The organism is Paraburkholderia sp. BL27I4N3 (assembly GCF_003386115.1).
Classification (GTDB): Bacteria; Pseudomonadota; Gammaproteobacteria; order Burkholderiales; family Burkholderiaceae; genus Paraburkholderia.
On the sequence record NZ_QREJ01000001.1, the window covers coordinates 5,514,777 to 5,530,466 of the forward strand.

The window sequence follows — 15,690 nt, forward strand, 5'->3', positions numbered from 1 at the left end:
TGGGCAGTCGGTGGTTACGATGTTTTCCTGTGGATGAACCGGCGCATCGCGAGACAGAAAGAAATAAGAAGCACACCGACGCATAGCGTTGCTATCGCCCAATAAAGGTTGACGGCGAAATACGCCAGATAGTCGTCGGCATCTGCACCACCGCCCTGCCCCGTGACTGATTGATAGGCTTTGATAAGCGCCTTCACAGGACGGGGAATGTCGACGGTGTACCTGCCGAACAAGAGCGAAAGATACCAGCCAAGATCGCAACTGACGACGAACGCAAGTAAAGACATGACAAGCACGACAAAAAAAGACAGTCTGGGAATCGCTTCGCCATTTTTCTTTGCGGTGAAGTAGCGGGACCCCCACCTTTTAAGTCCCGCCAGTCCCCACGCAAACAGCAACGTAGCGATCAGCCAGTAGAGCAGCAACGCGAGCACATCCATATCGACAGGATTTGCGAGATATTCAGCGCCGGTGTGGCGCAACCAGAACAGGATAAAAGCTTCCACACTGTCCGGCGTCTCGGTAAGAACGAAGTCAACAAGATACGTTGATCGCCACCCTTCCACCGCCGATATCAATATTAAGGCGATGTAAATCGAAAAATTGATTGCGAATCGCTGGTTCATTTCACGTCGACGGTTCCGTAGGCTCGCATGCCTGATCAATAATCAACAAGATTGGATCTATGCGCGATGTGACTATGAATCCGCCGGCGCACGCCGACCATAATTTTTTTTCCGCACAAACCGGCGTATCGCAAGGCAGCAAAGAATCACAGGCACGCCGATAGCCACCGTAGCTACCGCCCAGTAAAGATCCATCGCGTACAACAGCATGTCGAGATCTTGTTCCGACCTGGCGCTTTGGCCTGTGACTGACAGACAGAATCTGATAATCGCTTTGACAGGCAACGGTATATGGAACGGGTAGCGCGTGAGTGGGCTCGTTAGGTTCCATCCAAGATAGCTAATAACGAGAAACGCTATCAACGACGTAGCGAGTGTTACGGGTAAAGGAAGCTTTGGAATCGCGCTAGCGCTCTTCCGCGCAATAAGGCTGCGAGACACCCATCGTTCGAATCCGATCAGCACTACCGCGGTCAAAAACGTGGCGATCGTCCAGTAGAGAAGCAGCGCAAGCATTTCCATGTCGTCGGCATTGGCCAGATTATCATTGCCGCTGACCGAGAGTACGAACCGAATGAATGCATCGACAGAAAGCGGCATTTCGAGAGGCAGTAGTGTGAAGAGGCACATCAGATACCACCCGCCGATAACAGAGCCGACAAGACAGGCAACGATGAGCAGTATTTTCAGCCCATATTTTTTTATCATTTCACTTCGACCGTCCCATAGGCCTTCATTGTCGTGCCAGGAACGGGCAGCGTGCGTCCGCGCGAGCGAATATACTTCTGTAGCCGCTCAAAGTCATTCGGCTGAGTCACAGTAATGCATCCTTCTCTCAATCGAAGCACACCCATTGGGTGCAACCTGAAATTGCCTCGTTTGATGCCGTTAATGTTGGTCGTGTCGCCAGAGACGGGATTCCATAGCATGAACCAGCTACGCCTGTCGGTGGAACCGCCGTACTCACCCAATAAGTCGCGAACCAGCCCGACAAAACCGCCTGATTTCCGATCAACCAGATAGTAGACGCCCTTGGGCAGAGGTCCGACATTCGGCACGGCCGTTTCATTGGGATTATCCCGGCCGCGACCGTTTCCTGAAAAAGCAGTGACCGGTACGGTTCCCTCACAAGTAAAGGTCGACACGGTCAGCCCATTCAAAACAAAAGTACACTTAACCGGCATATCCTCCTCCCCCGCCCGGTCAATTCGTCGTGTTGTTCTTGATATACAGAGTGGCAGTCACCGCACCGCCACTCCCTCCCAGCGCGTTTTGCACGAAGTACTCATGCTTCATCGTCGAGAAAGACAGGTGAACATCTTCATGGCACTCGTCGCCGCCGCCGATCGGTTCCACCTGGGTAATGATCACGTCGTACATCGTGATCTTCAGATATTCGAACGGCACGCCCCCGGCCTTTCGCACAGTCAGCTTCACCTGGTCAACATGCTTGCCGGTGAAGCAATATTTGGCCAGGTTCGGACTGGCGCGGTCCAGCTTGTGCGTGAATTCCAGATCGGAAACGCTAGCCTTGCCCGCGCCGCCGCCGGAGCCCGACATCATGGTCGAGTCCTGTGAAACCTTCCAGCGCCAACCTATTACATCAATTTCGTTCAGATGCGAGGCGTCCTGCGATTCGCCGTCGATGCCGTTGATTTTGATGAACGTATCCTGCGCCATTGACTGTCCCCGTGAGATTGCGACTGTTCAGACGGTCGTCACGCGGACATGCAGAAACATTCGGCACACGCAGATTGAAATACTGTTGGCGAAAGGATCAGACCGCAGCGAAGACTCGAATCAGCAGTGTCGGGGGAATGCCGACCTGCGGAGTTGCGAACTTTCTGCAAATTCGTGAGGAATTGCGCTTTCAGCGGCCGCATGCGGCGATTCATGCGGCCTGACTCGTTCGCCCCTGGCGCCGGGCTTGCCTTGCCCTCTGCTTAGGCCGCCACCTTCAAATCCTCAATCGCCCGCTGCCTCACGCCCAGGTCATCCCACAACTCCGGATGGCAAGTGAACACCAGAATCTGATGCCGCGTGGCCGCGTCGATCAACGCGCGCTTGATTGCGTCGCGCCGGGCGGCATCAGTATGCACCGCAGCGTCGTCGAGCATGAGCAAGGTCGGCCGGCCCGATGCCTTCAACAGATCCGCGTAAGCGAGCCGAGTCAGAATGCCGAGTTGTTCGCGCGTGCCGAAGCTCAGCGCCTCGAGCGTGTCCGCGCGGCCAAAGCGGTCCAGGGTCGCGGGACTCAGATCGTCGCCGAGCGCGATCGTGGATTGCGGGAAAATCCGTTTCAGATAATGCCCGAGCCGCTCGGTCAGCGGTGCGCGCAATTGCGCGACCGCGGCATCGCGTTCGTCGACCAGCACTTCGTCGAGCAGGCTCAACGCGCTCGCGCGCAAGCTCAGTTCGTCTTTGCGCCGCGTCGCCTGCTCGACCTTGGCTTCCACCGCCGCCAGACGCTCGCCGAGACCGGACGCGCCGGCCGTCTCCAGTTGACCGCGCAACGCCGCGATCTTCACCTGCCGCTCGTTCTGCTCGCCGCGCGCGAGTTCCGCCGACGCGCGATAGCGCTTCGCCTCAGCCGCCGGGTCGTCGAGACGTGCCGCTTCCAGTTCGCGCTCGCGCCCTTCGCGCTGCTTGCGCAAGGCCTCGACCTGCACGCGTTGTTCGACGATCTTCGCCTGCCACTGCGCGCGGTTGCGACGGAACGCTTCGTCGTCCAGTTGCGCCTGCTTGCGCTGCAATTGATCAGCGAGCGATTCCGCGTTCGCCATGCCGGTCGATTTTTTGTCGGCCGCCTGCGTTAGCACTTTTCTGGCGGCTTCCAACGCGTCGCGCGCGATCTCGGCGTTGCGGCGCGCTTCGTCGAGCGGCGGCGCAGCGGAAACGTCGGGCAGACCCGCGAGCCGCTCATTGGCGGCCTGCATGCGCGCCGCAGCCGTCGCCGACGCTGCGCGCAGCGCGTCGATGCCCTGCGGCGCGTGCACGTCGAGAATCTTTGCCTGGCTTTTCTGCTGCGCGAGCGCCGCCTTCCAGCGCTCGTGCCGCGCTTCGCCCTCACCGAGCGACGCGACGCCGAGCGCCTGCAACAACTGCGCATGCTGGGCTTCGAGCGACGCGAGTTCGGACAAACGCGCCGGCAGATCGGAGACACCCGGAATCACCCGCAATTCACCGAGCGCGCCAAGGCCGATCCGCTTCTCTTCGTCCACACGCAGGACGCCCTCGCCGCTCACCGGTTTTTCGTCGACGGTAATCGCGCCATTCAGGCGATATTCGATGCGGGTCATCGCTGCTTCAGTGCGAGCACGCAACACACTCAGCTCACTGCCGAGCGCGGCGAGCCGCTTGAGCTTAGCCTTGTCGATTTCGAGCGTGGCCGCTTCGCGCGCAGCTTCGAGCACGGCGTCGTTAGCCCTGCTGGCGGCGGCGATCGACGCTTCGAGCCGCTCGCTTTCCGCGCGAAAGAGTCCGATCTGGCTGCGCAAATCGGCCGCGGTCACGGCTGCGTTAGCCAGTTCGAGCGCGCGGTTGGCGTCGGCGAAGGCCTGCTCGAATTGCGTCACACTGGCTGCGGCATCCGCGTGTTCGGCCTGGACCGCCGCCACGCTCGCCCGCAGCGCATCGAGTTGCTGACGCTCGCGCGCGACGGCCGCTTCCAGGTCCAGCGCGTTCTGCTCCTGCTGCAATGGCAAAGCCAGTTCGGCTTCACTTGCTTTCAGCGACTGCTCAAGTCCTTTGAGGCTGCCTTCGAGTTGCACGACGGCATCGGCGCGCAATTGCGCCTGTAGCGCTTTCTGCTCGTGAACCTCCCACGGGCGTTTGCGCTGCGTATCGTCGAAAGTTTGTTGCTGCGTGGCGAGACTGGCAATGTTCGCCTCGAACTGTTGACGCTGCTGTTCGAGATCAGCGCGCTCCTCGATCAGGCGTGTGAGAGTCTGTTCGGCCTCGGCGAGCGGACCCGTGGACTTCTGCGTGCGCGCGGTGAGCAGTTGCCGAAGCTCGCGCTGCACGGCGGCGATCAACGCGTCCTCGCCCGCCGATTCGCGGCCGCCCGACAACTGCGACAGCGCATCGCGCAGATACTGCGCCGCGTGGCCGGTGGAATCGCGCATCTCCTGCGTGCCGCCTTGCTGCACCCACAGCAAGCCAGGAACCCCTGCGTTCTCTGCCTTCAACGGCCCACGCGCGGGGCGTGAAAAACCGAGCAAGGCGGCGAGCTTGTCTTCGGCTTCATCTTCGCCGAACGCGCTCTGGCCGATCCTCAGCTCGCAACGCTGCCGCGTGACGAACTGCTTCGACAAGCGGCACGCCATGCCGTCCAGTTCGAAGCTCACTTCGACCGACGGCTGCCCGCTCGCCTTGCCCCATGGCAACAGGTCTTTCAGATGCGAGGCCTTGTAGCGTTCCAGAAACACCGCGCGCACGGCTTCGGCAATGGTGCTCTTGCCGGCTTCGTTCGGACCGACGAACAGATTCAGACCGGGCTGCAGATTGTCGATGACGAGCTTCCCGGTGAACTGCTTGAACTCCTGAATCGCAATACTTTGCAGCTTCATGCGGACCTCGCTTCGCGCGGCAGTTCACGTTGAAAACGCGCCAGAAGCAGCAACGCCTCGGCCGCGCGCTTGATCTCTTGCGGGTCGGACTGCGGGTCCTCCTGCAAGCCGCGCAGACGCGCCACCACTTTCGCGAGGTAGCCGCTCTGCGCGCCGAGTTCGGCGAGATCGTCGTCGGTGGGCAGCACTTGCAGGCCGCTCAGGTCGACGCGCAAGGCCCGCACGCGCGCGCGGGCTTCTTCCACGGCGATGTGAAGCGCTTCGGCGTCGGCCAGCGCGGCCGTGCCACCGACCGTCACGCGCAGCACGTCGCGGCTGCCCAGCGTGGCGAGGCGCGCCTTGAGCGAATCCACATCGGTCGGCACGGCGATGGTTTCCTCCCACCGATGCCACTGATATTGACCGACCCGCACCGGCTCGACCACCGGCGAGGCGCCCGGCTCGCTCAGCGTGACATCGAGCATGAAACCCGGATCGTTGGAGCGGAAGCGGTCCTGCTCATGCGTGCCCGCGTACCAGATGCGCTCATCGACACGCAGATGCCCGTGCCAGTCGCCGAGCGCCAGATAGTCCAGACGCGCGCTCGCGGCACGCGTCGGCGCGATTGGATTCGACGAGTCGATGCCTTCCTGCAGAATCCCGCTCACGCTGCCGTGCGCGAGTCCGACGCGGTGATAGCCGGGCGGTGTCTCCGCGGTATCGAAGAAACCGGTGGTGTCGTCATACGTGATGCGTTGCGTGAGCGGCGCGCACAGTAATGCGCAGCGGCACTCGTCCAGCAGCACCACGCCGGGTTCGAGCACCACGCGCACATTCGGCGCGATGCAGTTCAGGCGCTGCGCGCGCGTCCATACGCTCTCGACGAGCGCGGCATCGTGATTGCCCGGCAACATGATCCACGGCCCGGCGAACGCTTGCAGCGCGCCGAACAGACGGCGGATCACCGTGTCGGAGACGGTTTGCAGATCGAAGACGTCGCCGGCCACGAGCACCGCATCGACGTTGCGCGCGGCGGCTTCTGCCGCGATCCGGCGCACGGTCTCGAAGCGTGCCTCGGCAAGATGTGCCGCCTCGTCCGGCTCGAACTGGCCGAATTGCGTGCCGATCTGCCAGTCCGCGGTGTGCAGAAACCTGATCACTGTGCCTCCTTCCGTTTCATTCCGTTCAATTGCAACTGTCTCGCCAGGCGAGACGGCGCAGTCTAACCGCAGATGTTACCGTGCCCGCGCGGCAAAGCTAGCCCTCGACAACGATCGCACCTGGCCCGGCGCCGCCGAGCGGCGCTACACTCGCGATTCCGGACGCGCGCGTAGGGCGCGCCGCATGATTTCAATCGACCTGGACCCGTTGCCCGCCGCCGATGAACAAAGCAATCGAATTGAAGAAGGCCAAGCGCACCCCGCTCCTGCTGTTGATCGCCGCCGCCTGTGTTTTCGTGGTGACCGCGTTCATGCCGCGCGGCATCTGGGTGGACGGCATCAAGGCGGTGGCCGAAGCCGCGATGGTGGGCGCGCTCGCCGACTGGTTCGCGGTCGCCGCCCTGTTTCGCCGCGTGCCGATCCCGGTCGTCTCCGCGCACACCGCGATCATTCCGCGGAACAAGCACAAGATCGCCGACAACCTCGCGGTGTTCGTGCAGGACAAGTTCCTGGATGTGCCCTCGCTGGTCGGTCTGATCCAGAAGCACGACCCCGCGCGCACCATCACCGCGTGGCTGACGCAGCCGGAAAACACCGCCCGTCTGGGCGACTACGTCGTCAAGCTCACCAGCGGCATTCTCGAATTGACCGACGACGTGCGCATTCAGGTTTTCATCAAGGACGCGCTGCGCGACGTGCTGGCCAAGGTGGATCTGTCGCAATCGATGGGCTCCATTCTCGACACGCTCACCAAAGACGGCCGCCATCAGGAACTGCTCGACGCCGGCATCGAACAGGTGGTGGCGCTGCTGCGCGAACCGCGCGCGCGCGAGTTCATCGCCGAGCGGATCGTCGAATGGGTGAAAGGCGAGTACCCGAAGATGGAGAAGATGCTGCCTTCGGCATGGCTCGGAGAGAAAGGCGCCGAAGCCATCGCCAACGCGGTGAATCGCATGCTCGAACAGATCAGCGAGAATCCTACGCATGAACTGCGTCAGAAGTTCGACGACGCGGCGCACAAGCTGATCGTCAAGCTCAAAACCGATCCCGCGTTCCTGCAAAAGGGCGAGGAACTAAAACGCTATCTGGTGGAAGGCGACGCGCTCAGTTCGTATGTGAAAGACATGTGGGGCGAATTGCGCGCGTGGCTCAAGCGCGATCTGCAAAGCAGCGACTCGGCCTTGCACGCGCGCGTGGTGGCAATGGGCCAATGGGTCGGCCGCGAACTCGCGCACGATCCGGCGTTGCGCCAGTCGCTCAACGATCACCTCGAAGAAGCCGCGCGCACAATGGCGCCGGACTTCGCGCGGTTCCTGACGCGCCATATCAGCGACACCGTCAAGAACTGGGACTCGCATGAGATGTCGCGGCAGATCGAGCTGAACATTGGTAAGGATCTGCAATACATCCGCATCAACGGGACGATCGTGGGCGGCTTTATCGGCCTGCTGCTGTACGCGAGCTCGCAATTGCTGGGCTTGCTGCGTCTGCACATGGGATGAGCAGGCCGCCCTGCGTCAAAGCGCCTACAATCCGGGCATACGAATTGCTCATGCGTTTGGCCCGGACACCCTCTCCCGGTCCGCGAGCAGCCCTTATAAGAACGACAGCACGTCTCAATCGGAAAGTGTGCTCATGAAAATCTCGTTACCGCCAACTGAGCGGCCGAACCGCGTTTACCCGCCGGGCACGCCGAGTCTGCACGGGCTTGCGTCGGTGATTACCGGCGTGGTGGTGGTGTGCGGCTTGTACTTCGGCCGCGCGGTGTTGATCCCGATCACGCTGTCGGTGTTGCTCAGCTTCCTGCTCGCTCCGCTCGTACAGATGCTGCGGCGTTTCCATATGGGGCAATTGCCGTCGATTTTTATCGCCGTATTGTTCGCGTTGGCCAGCCTGCTCGCCGTCGGTGCGCTGATCACCGCGCAACTGGTGCAGCTCGCGGCCGACCTGCCGCAGTATCAGGAGGCGATCGAGCAGAAGATCGAAACGGTGCAGGAAAAAACTGTCGGCCGCGCCGATTCGCTGATGAGCCGCGCCGCCGTCGCGCTGCAGCGCGTGTCCCCGCCCAAGCCGAACCCACCGCGTCCCACCGGACGCGCCGCGCGCAATGCGCCCGCCGTGCCGCAGCCGGTCGAAGTGCACGAACCCTCGCCCACGCCGATGCAGCTCGCGCAACGCGCGTTGTCGCCGGCCATTGCGCCGATCGAAACGACCTTTATCGTGCTGGTCGTGACGATCTTCATCCTGCTGCAACGTGAGGATTTGCGCGACCGTTTGATCAGCCTGTTCGGCTCGCGCGATCTGCACCGCACCACCACCGCGATCAACGACGCCGCCGTGCGGCTGTCGCGCTACTTCGTCGCGCAACTCGGGGTGAATCTGAGTGCGGGCGGTGTGATCGCCATCGGGCTCGCGATCATCGGCGTGCCGGGGGCGCTGCTGTTCGGCGTGATCGCCGCATTGCTGCGCTTCGTGCCGTATATCGGCATCTGGATCGCCGCGATTCTCGCCGTGTTCCTCGCGGCCGCGATCCAGCCGCAATGGACCATGGCGGTCTATACGCTGATCCTGTTCATCGTCGTCGACGTGGTGGCCGGGCAGATTGCCGAGCCGCTGCTGTACGGTCACCGTTCCGGCCTTTCGCCGCTCGCGGTCGTGGTGGCGGCGATTTTCTGGAGCTGGCTGTGGGGGCCGATCGGTCTCGTGCTGTCGACGCCGCTCACGTTGTGCGTGGTCACGCTGGGCCGCTACGCTGACCGGCTGAACTTTCTCACCGTTCTGCTGGGCGATCAGCCCGCGCTCACGCCCGCGCAGAACTTTTATCAGCGGCTGCTCGCGGACGATCCGCACGAGGCGATCGTGCAGGCGGAGCGCCTGCTGCGCGAGATGTCGCTGATCGACTATTACGACAAGGTCGCGCTCGAAGGTCTCAAGCTCGCCCGCAACGACGCAATGCGCGGCGTGCTGATGCCGGACCAGTTGCAGCGTATCAACGACGCGCTGGTGGACATCGTCGAAAACCTCGAGATCGCGGACGGCTTGCCGGACCGCCTCGCACGCAGCGAACCCGCCGATACCGCGAGCGCGCTGCTCGCTTCGGCCTCGGCCGATCTGTCCGAGCGGCACGACAGCCACGTTTCAGCGCACCCACGGATGCGCTCCGAAGCGGCAAAAACGTCCGTGCTGTGCGTACCCGGCCGCGGTTCGTTCGACGAAGTCACCACCGCGATCGCCGTGCAACTGCTCGCCCGCCAGGGCCTCGCGCCGATGATGGCCACGCACTCGGGCTATCGCAGCGCACGCGCCGACGAACCGAGCTTCAAGGACGCGCCGATCATCTGCATCGTCTCGCTCGATGCGCCCGAATCGCCGCCGTATCTGCGCAACATGCTGCGGCGCACGCGCGAATGGCGGCCGCGCGCGACGCTGGTGGTCGGCGTCGGCGGTGTGCCGGAGGGCGGCGCGGAGATGGGCGCGACCGGCGCTTCGCACTCGGCGCCCACCTTCCGCGTGATGATCGAAGAATGCCTGGCGGCGTCGAGCTTGCAGCACGCGCGCCACGTTTCGCATGTGGGCGGCGCGGATTGAGCGCGGTTCCGCGGTGATCCAGGCGGCATGAGAGGCGCGGCGTCGGCATGCGCCTCGGGCATCTCCCTCGATCCGATCTTCCCCACTGCCGAAGTCGGCCGAAGGGAACTTCACCGGTTCATCTGGCCATCGGTCATGATCATTTCCGTCGGCTCGGTGGCGGCCAGTATCACCGGCGCCCGCGCGGGACGCGGGCCATCGGCCGGCAACAACGGATCGGCCCTGGCACTCGCCTCGGCAGTGCGGGCCGCGTCCATCAACGCTTGCGGCGGCGCCGCGCGCACGCTCCATTGGCCGGTCAGCGACGCGGCGACGTACCAGTAACCCGCGGCATGCAGAAATAACGTGCCGCCGGCGTCCTGCAGCAAGAGCGCACGGCTGTTGAGCGCCCGCTGATAGGGCGTGCCGCTGACCGGCCGCCAGACCGGCGGACCGTCCACGAGAACCAGCACAGTGGGCCGCGTGGCGAAAACGATGCGCGGAGCCTCGTTCTTCACGGCCATGCCTCGCGCGGCCGCGCGTTGTTTCGACGCCGCGTAGCTGGTCTGCAGTTCGTCAAGCGACGTAGTCAGTCCCGCTGCCGGCAAGTGCGACACCAATACCTGTCTGATCCGATCGGCGATGCCTGGGTTGGTCGGCACTTCCACGCTGACGATTTCGACATGGCTAAGTTGCGCGAGCCCCGCCAATCTGTCGGTTTCGGCAATCGCGGAGAAATGCGCGACGCCGTAAGTCGGCGCGCCCCCGCTCGGCCCGACGGCTATCGCGGCGCGGCCCGACAGGCGGTTGCCTTCCCAAGTCTCAATCTGCAGTTGATAGAGCTCGACGTGCTCGCTGTCGTCATCGAAGTTGCGCGGCCAGATCGACGGTGCGGGCGAGCCGCGAGGGTTCGCCGCCTCGGTATGCGAGCCCCACCACGCGAGGCAGGTCGTTGCGATAAGCATCGTCAGGCTTCTGGTTATTCTGGACATCTGATTGAACTCCGGATTCGGTTTCGACGTTCTGGTCTGCCTTCGCTTGCGTCGCCGCGGTGGTTGCGCTTTCGGATGCGAACCCCGGGGCGCTTCTTATCGCACTTCGTTTTCTGGAATGTTCGTGTCCTGCGTCACGCTGGCTGGCGCGTCCGCGCCCCAGCCGCCGCCCAGCGCCTTGTAAAGCGTGACGAGTGAGATGTATTCGCTGCTGCGGGTTTGCGTGTAGGCGAGTTGCGCACTGAACAGACTGCGTTCGGCGTCGAGGACTTCCATGTAGCTGGTGTAGCCGCCTTCGTAGCGTTCTCGCGCGAGCCTTGCGTACACGCTCAGCGCGTCGACCTGTCGTTCTTGCGCGCGCAAGCGCTCACGCGACGTTTCGACGTTGAGCAGCGCGTCGCTGACTTCCTGGAATGCGGTCTGAACCGACTTCTGATACACATACAGCGCCTGTTGCTGCCGCGCTTTGGCTTGTTCGACCTGTCCCGCGATGTTCCCGGCGGAGAAGATCGGCTGCGTGAGCGCGCCCGCGAACGACCACGTGTTCGCCGGTCCGCTGAAGAGCCTCGTCAATTGCGTGCTCGACGAGCCGAGCAGCCCCGTGAGCGAAACCTGCGGAAAATAAAGCGCACGCGCGGCGCCGATCGAAGCGTTGGCGGAGATCAGGTTCTGTTCGGCCTGCAGCACATCCGGACGACGCCCGAGCAATGCCGACGGCAAACCCGCCGGCACGCCGGGAGGCTGGAGCTGATCGAGCGCGCGGCCACGCAGAATGGGGCCCGGGTTATTGCCGAGCAGAACCGAGAGCGCGTCTTCCTGCTGTCCGATTTGCGCCTCGACGGCCGGAATGTCCGCCAGCGACGCCTCGTATTCCGACTGACTTTGCGCCAGTTCGACCTGCGAGATTTGCCCGCCCCTGAAGCGCAGCTCGAATACTTTCACCGACGCGGCACGGCTCGCCGCGGTCGTTTTTGCAATCGCGAGTTGCTGGTCGAGACCGCGCAAGTTGATATAGGCGGTGGCCACCGACGCGACAAGCGTGAGGATGGTGGCCCGCCGGCCCTCCTCGCTGGCGAGCAGATTCGCGCGTGCGGCCTCTGTCTTGCGCCGCACGCGGCCGAATACGTCGATCTCCCATGAGATGGGCAACGTGGCATTGAACGCGTTGTAGACCGTGCCGAGACCCGCCGGCAGCGAAGCTTGCGCAAGCGGAGAGACACGCTGTCGGCTCGCGCCGAGACCGGCGCCGACCTGCGGGAACAACTGCGAACGCGTGCTGACGAATTGTCCGCGGAACTCGTCGACCCGGGCCGCGGCGATTTTCAGATCGCGGTTTTGCGCGAGCGCCGTTGCGATCAGTTCGTTCAGCACCGGATCGCCAAATCGCATCCACCACGCGGTGTCGGCGATTTGCACCTGCGAGCCGTCCGCAAAGCGGAACGCCGCGGGCGTATCGATAGACGGCCTGACATAGTCGGGGCCCAACACGCAGCCGCCGAGGCAGAGGCAAAACGCGGCCGCGGAAATGAGAGAAAAACCTGAACCGATTGCACGCATGTTGATCACCCACGCTTCGTGCCGGGTTGCATGCCGGTCGAACTATTAGTCTTGGTCGCCAACGGAGAATCGGACCGTTCGCGCTCGTCCCGCTGTTCCGGTTCGACACCTTTCTTCTTGACCTCGCGCCGCTCGCTTGCGGATTCGAGCAGGAAGAAGAACATCGGAATGAAGAAGACGGCCACGCCGGTCGCGCCCAGCATGCCGCCGATCACGCCGGTGCCGATGGAATGCCGGCTGTTCTGCGATGCGCCGGTCGCGATGGCGAGCGGAACGCAGCCTAAAATGAAAGCGAACGACGTCATGACGATCGGCCGCAAACGATCGCGGGCAGCAGTTACCGCGGCGTCGAACGCCGAGGCGCCTTGTGCACGATTGAGCACCGCGAACTCGAAAATGAGGATCGCGTTCTTGGCGGCGAGCGCGACCAGCATGGTGAGACCGATCTGGAAATAGACGTCGTTGTTCAGGCCTCTCAGCAGAATCGCCAGCAAAGCGCCTGACAGGGCGAACGGCACCGCCATCAGAACGCCCACAGGCAGGCTCCAGCGCTCGTATTGCGCGGCGAGAATCAGGAACACCATCAGCAGACCGAACGCGAACACCAGGCCGGACGTACCACCCGACTGGCGCGCTTCGTACGCTTCGCCGCTCCATCCCACGCCGTATCCCGCGGGCAGGCTCCGCGCCAATTCTTCCAGCACGCCGATCACCTCGCCCGAGCTATAACCCGGAGCCGCATTGGCAGTAATCATGACGGCGGGAAAATCGTTGAAGCGCGTCATCAGCGACGGCCCGGTCACGTAGCGATAGGTCACGACCGACTTGAGCGGGACCATGGTGCCATTGGCACTGCGCACGAAGACCTGTTCGAGATCCGCGGGCTTTAACCGGTATGACGGCTCCGCCTGAAGGATCACCTGCCAGAGCCGGCTCGACTGATTGAATTGCGAAACGTACAGCGAGCCGAACATCGTCTGCATCGTGCTGTAGATCTCGTCGATCGGCACACCGAGCGTGGCGGCCTTGTCACGATCCACATCGACACGCAGTTGCTGCGAGAACGCATTGAAGGTCGACGTGACGCCCGCCAGTTCGCGGCGCGCCTTTGCTCTGGCGACCAGGTTCTGTACGACCTGCGCCAGTTGCGCGGTGCTGGCGTCGCCTTGACTCTGGATCCACATCTCGGTGCCGCCCGTCGTACCGAGCCCCGGGATAGACGGCGGATTGACCGGCACGACAATGCCTTCCTCGATGCGCGACAAGGCCCGGTAAGCGCCGAGCAACAACGCGTGCGCGTTCTGCGTGCGAATGTTCGCCCACGTATACCTTTCATCGAAACCCTTCAGCCCGACAAAGAAAGTTGAAGCGTTGTTCATGGTCTGGTTGTCGAGCAGGCTGTATCCGTCGACCACCGTGACGCTGCCTACTCCCGGCTGCTTCGCGAAGTAGTCGGTGACGCGCGACGACACTCGCCCCGTCCGATCGAGGCTCGCCGCGTCGGGCATGATGACCGCGCCGAGCAGGTAGCCTTGATCTTCGGGCGGCAGGAAGGCGTGCGGAATCGATCGCAGCATGGTGAGTGCAAGCAGAACCATGCCGGCGAACAGCATCAGCGCGATCGCAAAGCGCCTGATCGCCAGCGCGACGGCGCGGCTGTAGCCCGCCGTGAGGCGCGCGAACGCGTCGTCGAACCACTTGAAGAAGCGATGCTTGGCACGCGTTCGCGGTTTCAGCAGCAGCGCCGCCAATGCCGGCGACAAGGTCAGCGCCACGATGCCGGACAGGACCACTGAAATCGCGATGGTAATGGCGAACTGCTTGTACATCTGCCCGGTGATGCCGCCCAGAAAGGCAACCGGCACGAAGACGGCGCACATGACGAGCACGATCGTGACGACCGGGCCGGACACTTCGTCCATCGCTCGCTTGGCCGCCGCATTCGGCGAGAGGTCGAACTCGCGCATGTTGCGCTCGACGTTCTCGATCACGACGATCGCATCGTCCACCACGATGCCGATGGCCAGCACCAGGCCGAACATGGTCAGCATATTGATCGAGAAACCGAGCGCGGCCATGCCCATGAACGTGCCGAGAATGGAAACCGGCACCGCCAGCACCGGAATCAGCGTTGCGCGAAAACTTTGCAGAAACACGAAGACGACGATCACCACCAGCACGACGGCTTCGAAAAAGGTCTTCACCACGTCCGCAATGGAAGCCCGCGTGAAGTCGGTGGTGTCCATGGCGATGCGGTAGTCGACGCCCTCGGGGAACGACTGCTTCATGCTCGCCAGCGTGGCGCGCACCTGCTTCGACACATCCAGCGCATTGGCACCGGGCTGCTGGTAGATGGCGATAACCGTGGCGGGTTCGCCCTGGAACCGGCTGCGTATCGAATAGTCTTTCTGCCCGAGTTCGGCGCGCCCCACGTCCTTCAGACGCACGATCGCCGCACCGTTGCCCGCCGCGCGAATGATGATGTTGTCGAACTCGGCGGGACTGGAGAGGCGGCCGGCCGTGGTTACGGCGAACGACTGCTCGACCGGTGAGCCGGTCGGCGCCTGGCCGAGCCGCCCGACCGCGAATTGCTGGTTCTGGTTCGCCACGGCGTTCTGCACGTCGGAGGCCGTCACGCCGAGTTGCGCCATGCGATCCGGGCGCAGCCAGATGCGCATGGCGTAGTCCGGCGTGCCGAAGATGCTGGCCTGATTCGCGCCCGGAATGCGCTTGAGCGCGTCGAGCACGTAAACGTTCGCGTAGTTGGCGACGTACGTCGGATCGACCCGACTACCGGGCGAATAAACCGCGACCACCATCATGAATGCGGAAGACTTTCTTTGCACCTGCACACCCTGCGATTGCACGGACTGCGGCAGTTGCGGCAACGCGAGGTTAACGCGGTTCTGCACGTCGACCTGGGCCAGATCGGGGTTGGTGCCGTTGCGGAAGAACACGTTGATGGTCAGACTGCCTGTCGACGAACTCGACGACGTCATGTAGATCATGTTGTCCGCGCCGTTGACCTGCTGCTCGATGGGCGCGACCACGTTGTTCGCCACCACATCGGCGCTGGCGCCCGGATAGCTGGCCGTGATCGTGATCTGCGGGGGCGTGATCTCGGGGTACTGGGCAATCGGCAGCGCGAACATCGCCAACAGGCCGCCAAGTGCTATGACAATGGAAATGACGGACGCGAAAATCGGCCTGTCGATGCAGAAATGAGAGAGCTTCATCCGGT

The 15,690-nt window shown here is 63.0% G+C and carries 11 protein-coding genes; 2 read left to right on the top strand and 9 right to left on the bottom strand.

Features of this window, described 5'->3' with window-relative positions:
- Positions 1–14: 14 nt before the first annotated feature.
- The 6 genes from B0G71_RS25125 to B0G71_RS25150 all read right to left on the bottom strand — a co-directional run bounded on the left by B0G71_RS25125 (position 15) and on the right by B0G71_RS25150 (position 6,333).
- Positions 15–626, bottom strand: coding sequence for a hypothetical protein (locus B0G71_RS25125; RefSeq protein ID WP_116145070.1), 612 nt, complete (start codon positions 624–626; stop codon positions 15–17).
- A gap of 72 nt (positions 627–698) precedes the next feature.
- Positions 699–1,334, bottom strand: a complete 636-nt coding sequence (locus tag B0G71_RS25130) for a hypothetical protein (RefSeq protein WP_116145072.1) — start codon at positions 1,332–1,334, stop codon at positions 699–701.
- On the bottom strand, positions 1,331–1,810 hold the full coding sequence (locus B0G71_RS25135; RefSeq protein ID WP_116145074.1) for a DUF2778 domain-containing protein: 480 nt from the start codon (positions 1,808–1,810) through the stop codon (positions 1,331–1,333). Before B0G71_RS25135 ends, B0G71_RS25130 begins: the two co-directional genes overlap by 4 nt.
- A 19-nt stretch (positions 1,811–1,829) precedes the next feature.
- Positions 1,830–2,306 (bottom strand): type VI secretion system tube protein Hcp, encoded by a 477-nt coding sequence (locus B0G71_RS25140; protein ID WP_116145076.1) that lies wholly within the window; start codon positions 2,304–2,306, stop codon positions 1,830–1,832.
- 263 nt (positions 2,307–2,569) lie between these two features.
- Complete coding sequence (locus B0G71_RS25145; RefSeq protein ID WP_116145078.1) at positions 2,570–5,194, bottom strand: AAA family ATPase; 2,625 nt, start codon at positions 5,192–5,194, stop codon at positions 2,570–2,572.
- Positions 5,191–6,333, bottom strand: a complete 1,143-nt coding sequence (locus B0G71_RS25150; protein WP_116145080.1) for a DNA repair exonuclease — start codon at positions 6,331–6,333, stop codon at positions 5,191–5,193. The genes B0G71_RS25145 and B0G71_RS25150 overlap by 4 nt, the downstream gene beginning before the upstream one ends.
- A 221-nt stretch (positions 6,334–6,554) precedes the next feature.
- On the opposite strand from B0G71_RS25150, the gene B0G71_RS25155 reads away from it, so the two are divergent.
- Together B0G71_RS25155 and B0G71_RS25160 are read left to right on the top strand one after the other, a co-directional pair.
- Complete coding sequence (locus B0G71_RS25155; RefSeq protein WP_116145082.1) at positions 6,555–7,835, top strand: DUF445 domain-containing protein; 1,281 nt, start codon at positions 6,555–6,557, stop codon at positions 7,833–7,835.
- A 133-nt stretch (positions 7,836–7,968) separates the two neighbouring features.
- Positions 7,969–9,921, top strand: a complete 1,953-nt coding sequence (locus B0G71_RS25160) for an AI-2E family transporter (RefSeq protein WP_116145084.1) — start codon at positions 7,969–7,971, stop codon at positions 9,919–9,921.
- Between the two features lie 110 nt (positions 9,922–10,031).
- Here the strand turns inward: B0G71_RS25160 and B0G71_RS25165 are convergent, their stop codons facing one another.
- The 3 genes from B0G71_RS25165 to B0G71_RS25175 all read right to left on the bottom strand — a co-directional run bounded on the left by B0G71_RS25165 (position 10,032) and on the right by B0G71_RS25175 (position 15,685).
- Positions 10,032–10,865 (bottom strand): hypothetical protein, encoded by an 834-nt coding sequence (locus B0G71_RS25165; RefSeq protein WP_258875660.1) that lies wholly within the window; start codon positions 10,863–10,865, stop codon positions 10,032–10,034.
- 123 nt (positions 10,866–10,988) lie between these two features.
- Positions 10,989–12,449, bottom strand: a complete 1,461-nt coding sequence (locus B0G71_RS25170; RefSeq protein WP_116148865.1) for an efflux transporter outer membrane subunit — start codon at positions 12,447–12,449, stop codon at positions 10,989–10,991.
- Between the two features lie 5 nt (positions 12,450–12,454).
- Positions 12,455–15,685 carry an efflux RND transporter permease subunit gene (locus B0G71_RS25175; protein WP_116145086.1) on the bottom strand — a complete coding sequence of 1,077 codons (3,231 nt, stop codon included), beginning with the start codon at positions 15,683–15,685 and terminating at the stop codon, positions 12,455–12,457.
- Positions 15,686–15,690: the final 5 nt, after the last annotated feature.

Bases quoted from the DNA above. Each gene is read 5' to 3' on its own strand.
- B0G71_RS25140 (WP_116145076.1), bottom strand. From the start codon at position 2,306: ATGGCGCAGGATACGTTCATCAAAATCAACGGCATCGACGGCGAATCG.
- B0G71_RS25145 (WP_116145078.1), bottom strand. From the start codon at position 5,194: ATGAAGCTGCAAAGTATTGCGATTCAGGAGTTCAAGCAGTTCACCGGG.
- B0G71_RS25175 (WP_116145086.1), bottom strand. From the start codon at position 15,685: ATGAAGCTCTCTCATTTCTGCATCGACAGGCCGATTTTCGCGTCCGTC.
- B0G71_RS25135 (WP_116145074.1), bottom strand. From the start codon at position 1,810: ATGCCGGTTAAGTGTACTTTTGTTTTGAATGGGCTGACCGTGTCGACC.
- B0G71_RS25160 (WP_116145084.1), top strand. From the start codon at position 7,969: ATGAAAATCTCGTTACCGCCAACTGAGCGGCCGAACCGCGTTTACCCG.
- B0G71_RS25170 (WP_116148865.1), bottom strand. From the start codon at position 12,449: ATGCGTGCAATCGGTTCAGGTTTTTCTCTCATTTCCGCGGCCGCGTTT.
- B0G71_RS25125 (WP_116145070.1), bottom strand. From the start codon at position 626: ATGAACCAGCGATTCGCAATCAATTTTTCGATTTACATCGCCTTAATA.
- B0G71_RS25130 (WP_116145072.1), bottom strand. From the start codon at position 1,334: ATGATAAAAAAATATGGGCTGAAAATACTGCTCATCGTTGCCTGTCTT.
- B0G71_RS25165 (WP_258875660.1), bottom strand. From the start codon at position 10,865: ATGCTTATCGCAACGACCTGCCTCGCGTGGTGGGGCTCGCATACCGAG.
- B0G71_RS25155 (WP_116145082.1), top strand. From the start codon at position 6,555: ATGAACAAAGCAATCGAATTGAAGAAGGCCAAGCGCACCCCGCTCCTG.